At 65.0% G+C, this 12,001-nt stretch carries 12 protein-coding genes; 6 read left to right on the top strand and 6 right to left on the bottom strand.

Annotation, left to right across the window (positions count from 1 at the left end):
- Window positions 1-56: 56 nt before the first annotated feature.
- Entirely contained in the window at window positions 57-383 is a 327-nt protein-coding gene (gene trxA, locus JNL31_RS10370) for a thioredoxin (RefSeq protein WP_294972967.1), read from the top strand.
- Between the two features lie 55 nt (window positions 384-438).
- Here the strand turns inward: trxA and JNL31_RS10365 are convergent, their stop codons facing one another.
- Window positions 439-687: a hypothetical protein gene (locus JNL31_RS10365; protein WP_294972966.1), complete on the bottom strand. Its 249-nt coding sequence runs from the start codon at window positions 685-687 to the stop codon at window positions 439-441.
- A gap of 151 nt (window positions 688-838) precedes the next feature.
- On the opposite strand from JNL31_RS10365, the gene JNL31_RS10360 reads away from it, so the two are divergent.
- Both JNL31_RS10360 and pnp read left to right on the top strand, forming a co-directional pair.
- Complete coding sequence (locus JNL31_RS10360) at window positions 839-1,579, top strand: helix-turn-helix domain-containing protein (protein ID WP_294972965.1); 741 nt, start codon at window positions 839-841, stop codon at window positions 1,577-1,579.
- Between the two features lie 165 nt (window positions 1,580-1,744).
- Window positions 1,745-3,886, top strand: a complete 2,142-nt coding sequence (gene pnp / locus JNL31_RS10355; protein ID WP_294972963.1) for a polyribonucleotide nucleotidyltransferase — start codon at window positions 1,745-1,747, stop codon at window positions 3,884-3,886.
- Between the two features lie 59 nt (window positions 3,887-3,945).
- Here the strand turns inward: pnp and JNL31_RS10350 are convergent, their stop codons facing one another.
- The 3 genes from JNL31_RS10350 to greA all read right to left on the bottom strand — a co-directional run bounded on the left by JNL31_RS10350 (window position 3,946) and on the right by greA (window position 6,271).
- Complete coding sequence (locus tag JNL31_RS10350) at window positions 3,946-4,596, bottom strand: peroxiredoxin (protein WP_294972961.1); 651 nt, start codon at window positions 4,594-4,596, stop codon at window positions 3,946-3,948.
- 154 nt (window positions 4,597-4,750) lie between these two features.
- The gene (locus tag JNL31_RS10345) at window positions 4,751-5,785 is read right to left on the bottom strand and encodes a hypothetical protein (RefSeq protein WP_294972959.1); all 1,035 of its coding nucleotides are present in this window, start codon (window positions 5,783-5,785) and stop codon (window positions 4,751-4,753) included.
- A gap of 15 nt (window positions 5,786-5,800) precedes the next feature.
- The gene (greA, locus tag JNL31_RS10340) at window positions 5,801-6,271 is read right to left on the bottom strand and encodes a transcription elongation factor GreA (protein ID WP_294972957.1); all 471 of its coding nucleotides are present in this window, start codon (window positions 6,269-6,271) and stop codon (window positions 5,801-5,803) included.
- Window positions 6,272-6,550: 279 nt separating this feature from the next.
- On the opposite strand from greA, the gene JNL31_RS10335 reads away from it, so the two are divergent.
- From JNL31_RS10335 to JNL31_RS10325, 3 genes are all read left to right on the top strand, one after another.
- Window positions 6,551-8,197, top strand: a complete 1,647-nt coding sequence (locus JNL31_RS10335; RefSeq protein ID WP_294972955.1) for an electron transfer flavoprotein-ubiquinone oxidoreductase — start codon at window positions 6,551-6,553, stop codon at window positions 8,195-8,197.
- 127 nt (window positions 8,198-8,324) lie between these two features.
- Entirely contained in the window at window positions 8,325-10,040 is a 1,716-nt protein-coding gene (locus tag JNL31_RS10330; protein ID WP_294972953.1) for a tetratricopeptide repeat protein, read from the top strand.
- Complete coding sequence (locus JNL31_RS10325; RefSeq protein WP_294972952.1) at window positions 10,030-10,878, top strand: 4-(cytidine 5'-diphospho)-2-C-methyl-D-erythritol kinase; 849 nt, start codon at window positions 10,030-10,032, stop codon at window positions 10,876-10,878. Before JNL31_RS10330 ends, JNL31_RS10325 begins: the two co-directional genes overlap by 11 nt.
- A 129-nt stretch (window positions 10,879-11,007) precedes the next feature.
- Here the strand turns inward: JNL31_RS10325 and fliP are convergent, their stop codons facing one another.
- Entirely contained in the window at window positions 11,008-11,733 is a 726-nt protein-coding gene (gene fliP, locus JNL31_RS10320) for a flagellar type III secretion system pore protein FliP (RefSeq protein WP_294972950.1), read from the bottom strand.
- Entirely contained in the window at window positions 11,730-11,999 is a 270-nt protein-coding gene (locus JNL31_RS10315; RefSeq protein WP_294972948.1) for a FliM/FliN family flagellar motor switch protein, read from the bottom strand. Before JNL31_RS10315 ends, fliP begins: the two co-directional genes overlap by 4 nt.
- Between the last annotated feature and the right edge of the window lie 2 nt (window positions 12,000-12,001).

Here is a 12,001-nt window from a genome sequence, read left to right as displayed (position 1 = left end):
GTTCCGCCCCTGCCTCCATACCTTCATTACCCGACAAATCCCGTAGGAGAACGATCATGGGCGCTGCCACCGTCGCAGTCACCGACGCCACCTTTGACACCGAAGTCCGCAAATCGGCGATTCCGGTCGTCGTGGACTTCTGGGCCGAATGGTGCGGCCCCTGCCGCCAGATCGGCCCGGCGCTGGAAGAGCTTGCGACCCAATACGCGGGCAAGGTGAAGATCGTGAAGGTCAACGTCGACGAGAACCCCGACAGCCCCGCCGTCCTCGGCGTGCGCGGCATCCCGGCGCTGTTCATGTTCAAGGATGGCCAGGTCATCTCGAACAAGGTCGGCGCCGCCCCCAAGGCCGCGCTGGAAAACTGGATCAAGTCGGCGATCTGATCTGTCCGATAGTCTGAGCTAGCGCCCGGTCCCCACCAGGGACTGGGCGCTTTTCTTACCAGTTCCCAGCCCGCGCCATGGCCTCGCGCATCATCTTGTCCGAGGCGTTCTGGTCCAGCGGCATGTCCAGCGCGGCCTCCACGTCCACGCGTATCAGGCCCATGTCGCGCAGCAGCGCATCGGACAGCGGCCCGCATGATGCCTTGACGTGCCGCCGACGGCTCCATTCACCCAACCGCAGCAATACATCCATCGCCGGTGAGAGCAGCCGTGCCGGGCTTCGTCCTGTTGCGATCTTTTCCATTTTGCATCTCCTTCGTCCGGAAACCTTGGGACAATCCTGCTCCTGCATGCCTTTCCGCGGCCAGTGCAGGGACTGTAGCAAGGCGCTACGAATTTCGAACTGGCCTGCCAGGGCGGCCCGCCGCTATGATCGGGGATCAGGAGGCGCCGCCATGCCGTCCAAGCCCTATGGATCAATCTGTGCCCTCTCCAAGGGTTGTGCGCTGATCGAGCCGCGCTGGACCCTCCTGATCCTCAACCAGATCTGGAACGGCTATACCCACTTCAGCGATATCCGACGCGCAGTCGGCAACATCTCTCCCGGGGTGCTGTCGAAACGGCTGGAGGAATTGAAGGATGCCGGGTTGATCGAACGGATTGAGGACGCGGGCAAGGGCACGGTCGATTATGTTCGCACCCAGAAAGCGATTGATCTGGAGCCCATCATGGATGCGCTCTCGATCTGGGCGCAGCGCAACATCGACGCGGATATCGCCCTTGCCGAAAGCGACCTGTCGCAAATGATGTGGGCTTTCCAGAAGCACATTAAGCGCGAGGCGCTTCCTGCCCGTCGCGTCGTCATCCGCTGCCACTTCTCCGACGAGTCGGGTCCGTATCCGAACTATTGGCTGGTTGCTGATCCGGGGGCCGAGATTGAAGTTTGTGTCAGCATTCCGGATGTCGACATTGATCTTTATGTCGAGACGACCAAGCCGTCATGGCACGCCCTGTTTCTCGGCCGCTCTACTATTGCGCGTGAGATTGAAGCCGGTCGTCTCTATCTGACCGGCGATGCCCTGCTTGTTCGGACGATGCCGAACTGGCTGCCACGCTCAAGCTACGCAGATGTGGATGGCATCCAGATGCTGGCCTTTTCGGCAACATCAACGCCGACCCCGACTTCCGCACCCTGACGCCTTCCCGCTTCCCAACCCTCCCGTTTTCCTGTATGGCCCCCGCCATCTGAGACGTGAGGCCCTCCCCCGGGGCCCGTGCGAAGGATTTGGGGGATCGGCGGCAATGGGGCCGCCAGACATCGGGGGCACCGGCAGGGGCCGGACCTCCAGAGGAAACGACATATGTTCAATGTGACCAAGAAATCGATCCAGTGGGGCAATGAAACGCTCACGCTGGAAACGGGGAAAGTTGCGCGTCAGGCCGATGGGTCGGTGATCGCGACGCTGGGCGAGACCCAGGTGATGGCCAACGTGACCTTCGCGCGCGCCGCGAAGCCCGGCCAGGACTTCTTCCCGCTGACCGTTCACTATCAGGAAAAATATTACGCGGCCGGCAAGATCCCCGGCGGCTTCTTCAAGCGCGAGGCGCGTCCGTCCGAGAAAGAGACGCTGGTTTCCCGCCTGATCGACCGGCCGATCCGCCCGCTGTTCGTCGACGGCTTCCGAAACGAAGTGCTGGTCATGGCGACCGTGCTCAGCTGCGACCTCGTCAACGACCCCGACATCGTGGCGATGATCGCAGCTTCGGCTGCCCTGACCGTCTCGGGCGTGCCGTTCATGGGCCCGATCGGCGCGGCGCGTGTCGGCTTCGTCGACGGCCAGTATGTGCTGAACCCGGCGATGGACGACATGACGCAGCTGCGCCTGAAGCCAGAGCAGCGGCTCGACCTTGTCGTCGCGGGCACCAAGGACGCCGTGATGATGGTCGAATCCGAGGCTTACGAGCTGACGGAAGAGGAAATGCTCGGCGCCGTGGTCTTCGGCCACGAACAGATGCAGCCGGTCATCGACCTGATCATCGACTTCGCCGAATCGTCTGCGAAGGAACCATTCGACTTCACGCCGCCCGACTATTCGGCGCTGTACGCCAAGGTGAAGAAGGCCGGTGAAAAGCAGATGCGCGCCGCCTTCGCGATCCGCGACAAGCAGGACCGCACCAACGCCATCGACGCCGCCGTGGATGCGATCAAGGCCGCGATGTCCGACGAAGACAAGGCCGACGCCAACCTCGGCCCGGCGATCAAGCAGCTGGAATCCTCGATCCTGCGCGGCGATGTCGTGAAGAACGGCACCCGGATCGACGGCCGCGACACCAAGACTGTCCGCCCGATCATCTCGGAAACCGGCGTCCTGCCGCGCGCTCACGGCTCGGCCCTGTTCACCCGGGGTGAAACGCAAGGCCTGGTCGTGACCACGCTCGGCACCGGCGAGGATGAGCAGATCATCGACGCGCTGAACGGCAACTACCGTTCGAACTTCCTGCTGCACTACAACTTCCCGCCCTATTCGGTTGGCGAAGTGGGTCGCGTGGGTTCGCCCGGCCGTCGCGAGATCGGCCACGGGAAACTGGCGTGGCGCGCGCTGCAGGCGGTGCTTCCGGCGCCGACCGACTTCCCCTACACGATCCGCGTCGTGTCCGAGATCACCGAATCGAACGGTTCGTCCTCGATGGCTTCGGTCTGCGGCGGCTCCCTGTCGATGATGGACGCAGGCGTGCCGCTGAAGGCTCCGGTCGCCGGTGTCGCCATGGGCCTGATCCTGGAAGATGACGGCAAATGGGCCGTGCTGACCGACATCCTCGGCGACGAGGATCACCTCGGCGACATGGACTTCAAGGTCGCGGGCACCGCTTCGGGCATCACCAGCCTGCAGATGGACATCAAGATCGCCGGGATCACGCCCGAGATCATGAAGCAGGCTCTCGCCCAGGCGAAGGACGGCCGTCTGCATATCCTCGGCGAGATGGCCAAGGCGCTGTCGGCCCCGCAGGGCTTCAGCGAATACGCCCCGAAGATCGAGACAATGCAGATCCCGACCGACAAGATCCGCGAAGTGATCGGCTCGGGTGGCAAGGTCATCCGCGAGATCGTGGAAACCTCGGGCGCCAAGGTCGACATCAACGACGACGGCATGATCAAGATCGCCTCGAACGACCAGAAGGCCATCAAGAAGGCGCATGACATGATCTGGTCGATCGTGGCGGAACCGGAAGAGGGCCAGATCTACACCGGCAAGGTGGTGAAACTGGTCGACTTCGGCGCCTTCGTGAACTTCTTCGGCAAGCGCGACGGTCTGGTGCACGTCTCCCAGATCGCCAACAAGCGCCTGAACCACCCGAACGAGCTGCTGAAGGAAGGCCAGGAGGTCAAGGTCAAGCTTCTGGGCTTCGACGACCGCGGCAAGGTCCGCCTTGGCATGAAGATGGTCGACCAGGAGACCGGCGAAGAGATCACCGAGAAGAAGGAAGAGCCCGCCGAGGGCTGATCCGCTTCCCCTGAATGACAAAGGCCCCGGAGATCATCCGGGGCCTTTTCGTTTCCGGCTTACGCCTTGGCGAACCGCAGGTAGGGCAGCTTGATGTCCAGCTCGCCGAACCGTTCCTTCGCCTGATCGTTGTTCAGTGCCAGCGCCACGATCACGTCCTGCCCCGGCACCCAGTTGGCGGGGGTCGCCAGCGGCACGCCATCCGTTTTCTGCACCGCGTCCAGCGCCCGCAGGATCTCGGCGAAGTTGCGGCCGATCGACATCGGATAGGTCATCGACAGGCGGATCTTCTTGTCCGGCCCGATGATGTAGACCGTCCGCACCGTGGCCGAGTTGGCGGGCGTGCGGCCTTCGGTCGGCAGGTAGTGGTCGGCGGGCAGCATGTCATAGGCCTTGGCCACCGTCAGCGAAGTGTCGTCGATGATCGGGAAATCGGCCGGGGCGCCACCAAAGGCCTCGATGTCGCGCTTCCACTTGTCATGATCAGAGGTGCTGTCCACCGACACGCCGATCACCTTGGTCTTGCGCTTGGCCCATTCCGGCGCAAGCTGCGCGACGGCAGCGAATTCCGTGGTGCAAACCGGGGTGAAGTCGCGCGGGTGGCTGAAGATGATGCCGTAGCTGTCACCCAGCCACTCGTGGAACCGGATCGTCCCGGCTGTGCTTTCGGCGGTGAAGTCGGGGGCGATGTCGTTGATGCGGACGGCCATGGGAACCTCTTCGGTTGGAATCCTGTCTGCGGGCGAACATATGCCTATCGGAAAAAGGTTTCATCCCCCCGCATCGGCAACCGGTCAAATAGGAAAGCGGTTCCAGACAACCCGCCCCCGACAGCATGAACGTTCTGTCGCGGAACGCGCAAGGTCAGTCGAATGTTCCCGTCACCCGACCGAACAGCATGAAGGCCCGCGCCGTGCGGGTATCGGCCAGGTCGGCCAGTTCCGCATCGGTCGCGTTCGGCTCGAAGGCCGCGACGGTCTTGTCGAAGCTGCGCAGGAAATGGTGCGCGGCGTCGCGGAACACCGGGTCGGACTTCATCCGTGCGGCGGTAAGCGCGAGAGATGCCCGGTCGCGGATACCGCCCAGGGCTGCGATCGACCGGCCCCGCTCGCCGCCCGCGAACCGCCGCCACAGCGTCGGTTGGCAGAGGTCGGGTTGCAGGTCGTCCATGTAGATTCCGTCCTGGCTGAGCAGGGTCAGGACGTCCTGTGCGGCCCGGATCAGCTTTGATGAGGTCCGGTCTTCCAGCGCCAGACGCAGGGCGCGGAAGCCCTCCTTGTCCTCGGGCGTCTCGGGGAATTGCAGCGCCCGGATGAAGTCGGCGACCGACAGGGGCGGGCGGAAATCTTCGGGCGGAGTGCCAAGCGCCAGCGTCGGCTCTTCGGCGGTTGGCTCGGCTTGCGGCGTCACCAGCGCGGCCTTGCGGTCCGCCGAGGGCACCGACAACGTCGCATCGCGGCGCGACGAAAAGGTCGCCAGCACCGTCTGCGCCTCTTTGGTCGAGGCGGCAATCTCATCAATCTTGCGTTCGACGGAGGGCTTCAGTCCGCTACCCTGGGCTTGCGCCTGCACATAACTGGACCGCATCGCATCGACCGTGGCCTGCAACCGCTTGGCCTCGGCCCGCAACTCACGGATCGACCGCAGGGTGATCACCACCGCCCAGATCAGCGCGATGGGCAGGAAGACCATCAGAAGGGTCATCACCAGGCCCAGGGTCCGCGTCTCGCTGCCGGGCGGCGTTACCAGCACATAGACCAGAATCAACAACACCCAGACGAGGCTCAGGGCAACGCCCGCGACCTCCATCCCCCGTTTCGGGGGATCGTTCAGCTGCGCCAGCGGCCCCTCGGCCAGACCGGCGTCTCCCTTCGGCAGATCCTTGACCGGCGGTTTCACCCCGGCGCCCCCCGGTCAGATATAGCGGATCGACAGCACTTCATAGGACCGGGTCCCGCCCGGGGTCTTCACCTCGACCGAGTCGCCGTCCTCCTTGCCGATCAGGGCACGGGCGAGCGGCGAGCGCATGTTCAGAAGCCCGTTCTCGATATCGGCCTCGACTTCGCCGACGATCTGGTAGGTCTTCTCCTCATCGCTGTCCTCGTCGACCAGCGTCACCGTGGCACCGAACTTGATCGCGCCGGACAGCCGCGACGGGTCGATGACCTCGGCCAGCGACAGGGTGCATTCAAGCTCCTTGATGCGGCCTTCGATGAACCCCTGCTTCTCGCGTGCGGCGTGGTACTCGGCGTTTTCTGACAGGTCGCCATGTTCGCGCGCCTCGGCAATGTCGCGGATGATCGCCGGACGGTCCACGGTCTTCAGCTGCTTGAGTTCGGCATCCAGCGCGTCGAAACCGCGCCGCGTCATCGGAATCTTTTCCATCGGCATTCCACAGTAAAAGAAGAAGTCACGGATCGGGGCACGACCCATGACTTCGGACTTGTTCGCCCTCACCTCACCCGATGGTGCCCCGAATTGCAAGGGGCATGGCGCGCATCGGCGATGGCCGGTCGCGGGGAAGACAGAATGTTTCACCGCCCGCTGCGCCCATGGATTGATGTTGCGTCACGGTTGACCTTGCGTCGCCGCTAAGGCTACAGGGAAGCCGCGAAAAGCCAGTGTTTCGGGGCGGGACGGGGCTGCCCGGGGGAAGGACAAGCGATGACTGCGATCCAGCGCGAGAAGATGGACTATGACGTGGTGATCGTCGGGGCGGGCCCGGCGGGTCTGTCGGCGGCGATCCGCCTGAAGCAGCTTGACCCGGAACGGTCGGTCGTGGTGCTGGAAAAGGGCTCCGAGGTCGGCGCGCATATTCTCTCCGGCGCGGTGCTGGACCCGTCGGGGCTGGACGCGCTTCTGCCCGACTGGCGCAGCATGGATGCGCCGATCAAGGTGCCGGTCCGCGAGGACAATTTCTACATGCTGGGCGAAGCGGGGAAAATCCGCATCCCGAACTGGCCGATGCCGCCCCTGATGTCGAACCACGGCAACTACATCGTCTCGATGGCCAACGTCTGCCGCTGGATGGCGGGCGTGGCGGAAGGCCTGGGCGTGGAGATCTTCCCCGGCATGGCCTGTTCGGAACTCGTCTATGAAGGCGAGACCGTCGTCGGCGTCGTCGCCGGCGAATTCGGCCGCGACCCCGAGACGCGCGAACCTGGCCCCTCCTACGAGCCCGGCATGGAACTGCGCGGCAAGTATGTCTTCCTGTCGGAAGGCGTGCGCGGCAGCCTCGCCAAGGAAGTCATCGCCAAATACCAGCTGTCCAACGGCCACTGCCCGCAGAAATTCGGCCTCGGCATGAAGGAAATCTGGGAGATCGACCCGGCGAAGCACCGCGAGGGCACCGTCACCCACACGATGGGCTGGCCGCTCGGCAAGAACGCGGGTGGCGGGTCTTTCATCTATCACCTTGAAAACAATCAGGTTTATGTCGGCTTCGTCGTCCACCTGAACTACGCGAACCCGCATCTCTACCCCTACATGGAATTCCAGCGCTTCAAGCATCACCCGATGGTCGCGGACCTTCTGAAGGGTGGCAAGCGCGTGGCCTATGGTGCCCGGGCGATCTCCGAGGGCGGCTGGCAGTCGATCCCGAAGATGGTCGCCCCCGGCGTCGCCCTTCTGGGCTGCACCGCCGGTCTGGTGAACGTGCCCCGCATCAAGGGCAACCACAACGCCATGCTCTCCGGCAAGGCCGCCGCCGAGGCCGCGCATGCGGCCATCGCCGCAGGCCGTCAGGGCGATGAACTGACCACCTACGAGACCGAAGTCCGCAGCGGACCCATCGGCAAGGACCTCAAGAAGGTCCGCAACGTCAAACCCCTGTGGTCGCGCTACGGCCTGGTCGCCAGCCTGATGGGCGGCGGGCTCGACATGTGGCTGAACACCGTGGGCCTGACCGCCTTCGGCACGCTGAAGCACAAGAAGTCCGACGCCGCCGCCACCGGCCTTGCCAAGGATTTCAAGCCGATCGACTACCCCAGGCCCGACGGCAAGCTGTCCTTCGACCGGCTGACGAACGTCGCCTTCTCCTTCACCAACCATGACGAGAACCAGCCCGCCCACCTGGTGCTGAAGGACCCGGCGATTCCGATCGCAGTCAACCTGCCGAAATATGCCGAACCGGCACAGCGCTATTGCCCGGCGGGCGTCTACGAAGTGCTGGGCGAAGGCCAGGACGCCACGTTCCGGATCAACTTCCAGAACTGCGTCCACTGCAAGACCTGCGACATCAAGGACCCGAGCCAGAACATCACCTGGACCACCCCCATGGGCGGCGGCGGACCCAACTACCCCAACATGTGACGCCGGAACCCGCGCGACTCACGAAAGCTTGTCCGAAACTCGGGGGCCCTGCCGCAAGGTCGGGCCCCGCTGCATTGCACGCGCGCCTGCGCCGGGCTACCGTCGCCCGACCCTGAAGGAGAGGCCGATGCGTTCCGCCATGTCCCGCACCCTGACTGCGCTGCTGCTGGCGGCCGTGCTCGCACCGCCCCTGCGCGCCGAGGACAAGGCCGACAGCGGGGCTTACCTCGCGGCCCGGATCGCCGAATCCGAGAATGACTTCCGCGCCGCGTCGGCCTGGTACGGCAAGGCGATCATCGCCGACAGCGGCAATCCCCAGCTTCTGGACGGCGCGATCCTGGCGGAAATCGGCGTCGGTGACTTTGGCCTTGCCATCGACGCTGCCAAGCTGCGCAAGTCGCTCGGCGGGGACCCCAGCCAACTGGCCGAAGTGGCCCTGATCGCCGACGAGGCGAAGCGCGAGGATTACGCCGCGATCATCGCCGCCGCCGGAGACGGCCGCGACATGGGCGATCTTGCCAATTCGCTGGTCGTCGCCTGGGCAAAGGTCGGCGAGGGCAAGATGTCCGAAGCGCTGGAAGACTTCGACGCCGTGACGAAGAAGAAGGGCTACGAGGCCTTCGGATACTATCACAAGGCGCTGGCGCTGGCCTCGGTCGGCGATTTCGAGGGGGCTGATGAAATCCTGTCCGGCAAGGCCGCAGGCACGATCACCGTGATGCGGCGCGGGGTCTTCGCCCATGCGCAGATCCTCAGCCAGCTGGAGCGCAACGCCGATGCCGTGGCACTGCTCGACAAGACGTTCGGCACCGCGCCCGACCCCGTCGTCGATCCCGTGCGTCGCCGCTTGCAAGCCGGAGAGCCGATCCCCTTCGACACCGTGACCTCGGCCCGCGACGGGATCGCCGAGGTCTTCTTCACCATTTCGACCGCTTTGAACGGCGAGGCCGATCCGGTCTACACGCTCCTCCACCTGCGCGTCGCGGGCTACCTGCGGCCCGACCATTCCGACGCCCTCCTGATGACCGCCGATGTGCTGGAACAACTTGGCCAGCACGACCTGGCGGCAGAAACCTTTGCCGCCTTCCCGCCGGAAGACCCGTCCTTCGTCACCGCCGAAGTCGGCCGGGCCGGGGCGCTGCGGTCGCAAGGCAAGTCTGATGCGGCCATCGAGGCCTTGCAGACCCTCGCCCGGTCGCATGGCGATCTCCTGGGCGTGCAATTCGCGCTTGCCGATCTCCTGCGATCGGAAGACCGATTCGACGAGGCCGAGGTCGCCTATTCCGCGGCCATCGACCTGGCCAAGGCCGCCAAGTCCGAGAACTGGGTGCTCTATTTCTATCGCGGCATCTGCCATGAACAGTCGAATGACTGGGCGCCGGCCGAGGCCGACTTCCGCAAGGCGCTGGACCTGAACCCGACCCAGCCGCAAGTGCTGAACTATCTCGGCTACGGCATGGTTGACCGGGGCGAGAACCTGGACGAGGCCCTCGGGATGATCGAGAAGGCCGTCGCCGCAGACCCCGAACAGGGCTACATCATCGACAGCCTCGCCTGGGCCCGGTTCAAGCTCGGCCACTATGCCGAAGCGCTGGAGCCGATGGAAAAAGCCTCGCTGCTGGAACCGGTCGATCCCATCGTGACCGACCATCTGGGCGACGTCTACTGGATGAACGACCGCAAGCTGGAGGCCCGCTTCCAGTGGCGCCGTGCCTTGTCCTTTGAACCGACCGAGACCGACAAGGCCCGTATCCTGCGCAAGCTGGATGTCGGGCTTGATGCGGTGATGGCCGACGAGGGCACCGCCAAGCCTCCGGTCAAGGCTGCCGAGAATGGCAACTGATCCGGTCGGCGAAGCCGCACCGGCCAAGCTGAACCTCTGCCTCCACGTCACCGGCCGCCGTGCGGACGGCTACCACCTTCTGGACAGTCTGGTGGTCTTTGCCGATGTCGCGGATCGCGTCAGCGCGACCCAGGGACAGGGGCTTTCGCTGACTGTCACAGGGCCGGAAGGCGCGGGGCTTGCCGCCGAGCCCGACAATCTGGTCCTGCGTGCGGCCCGCACCATGGGAGTGACGGATGCGGCGCTGATCCTGGAAAAGCTGCTGCCGGTCGCTTCGGGCATCGGCGGCGGCTCGGCGGATGCGGCGGCCACGCTGCGGGCGCTTGCACGGCTGACCGGGCGGCCCCTGCCCGGAAGCGAGGACGTGCTGCGCCTCGGGGCTGATGTGCCCGTCTGTCTCGCCGGGCGCCCGGCCCGGATGTCCGGTATCGGCGAGGTGCTGGCTTCGCTTCCGCCCCTGCCGCCCCTCTGGTGCGTCTTGGTCAACCCGCGCCTGCCCGTCCCGACGCCCCAGGTCTTCGCCGCCCTTGCCCGGCACGACAACCCGCCCTTGCCCGACCTGCCGCCCGCCGCGCTTGCCTCCGCCGAAAGCTTCGCCGCCTGGCTGGCGAACCACACCCGCAATGACCTCATCCCCCCGGCCAGCACAGTGGCCCCGGTCCTGGTGGAAGTGCAGTCCGCCCTCGCCGCAACGCCCGCCTGTCTGCTCGCCCGCATGTCCGGCTCGGGCGGCACCCATTTCGGCCTCTTTGCCAGTGCCGCTGCCGCCGAGGCCGCCGCCCGGTCCCTCGCCGCTGCGCATCCCGGTTGGTGGATCACCTCGGGAAAAATCCCCTAGGCATGGGTGGGGAAAACCCACCGCGCCGACCGTCGCACCCTGGTAAACCAATCCTGAATATCCGCGAACAACCCATTGAAATTATTGACCTGAAATTCTTGTCCACCGTGGACACTCTCGCGCATCGGGTCAGAAGTAGCTCCTCACCAGTGCCCCCGAAACCAGCGCCCAGCCGTCGGCCACCACGAAGAAGATCAGCTTGAACGGCAGCGAGACGACCGCGGGCGGCACCATCATCATCCCCATCGACATCAGGATCGCCGCGACCACCAGGTCGATGATCAGGAAGGGCAGGTAGATCATGAACCCGATCTCGAAGGCCCGCTGGATCTCCGACAGAAGGAAGGACGGGACAAGCAGCGAAAGCGGGGCATCGGCGGGGGTGACGGCGGCGGTGGAACGGAGGTCCTGCAAGGTCTGCAGCGTCTCCGGATCGACCCGCCCGGCCATGAACACCCGGAAGGGCGCGATCGCCGCCTGCAATCCCGGACCGACCTCCAGCGTCCCGTTCGTCATCGGCTCGATGCCCTTGACCCAGGCTTCGGTAAACACCGGATCCATCACGAACCAGGTCAGGAACAGCGACAGCGAGATGATCAGCATGTTGGGCGGCGCCTGCTGCAACCCGATGGCCTGCCGCAGGATAGACAGCACCGTGACGATGAAGGGAAAGCAGGTGACCATCACCGCCAGCCCCGGCACGATGGAGAGGACCGTGACCAGCAGCAAGAGTTGCACCGACCGCAGCGACAGCGACTCCCCCGCCCCGCCGCCGAAGTCGATCGACATCTGCTGCGCCAGCGCCGGTCCGGCCAGCAGCGTCAGCGCGATCGCAAGGGCAAGGCCAAGCCTCACAACCCGCCCCGCAGATTGGCGACCTCGGTCAGCCGCACGGCCAATTGCCCAGCATTGTCGCCCTCCAGCTCGGTCAACTCCCCCCGCGCGATCAGCCGGTCGCCGACATACAGCTCGACCGGATCGTCCACCCGACGGTCGAGCTGCAACACGGCGTCCTTCGACAGCCGCAGAAGGTCACGCACCAGGGGCCGCGCACGACCGACCGAGATCGTGACCTCGATCGGAACCTGGCTGAAGGGGTTGGTGTCGGTAATGTCTTCCATGG

It is taken from the genome of Tabrizicola sp. (assembly GCF_016792905.1).
In the GTDB taxonomy this organism is placed as follows: domain Bacteria; phylum Pseudomonadota; class Alphaproteobacteria; order Rhodobacterales; family Rhodobacteraceae; genus Tabrizicola.
This window is presented reverse-complemented; position numbering and strand designations above follow the sequence as displayed.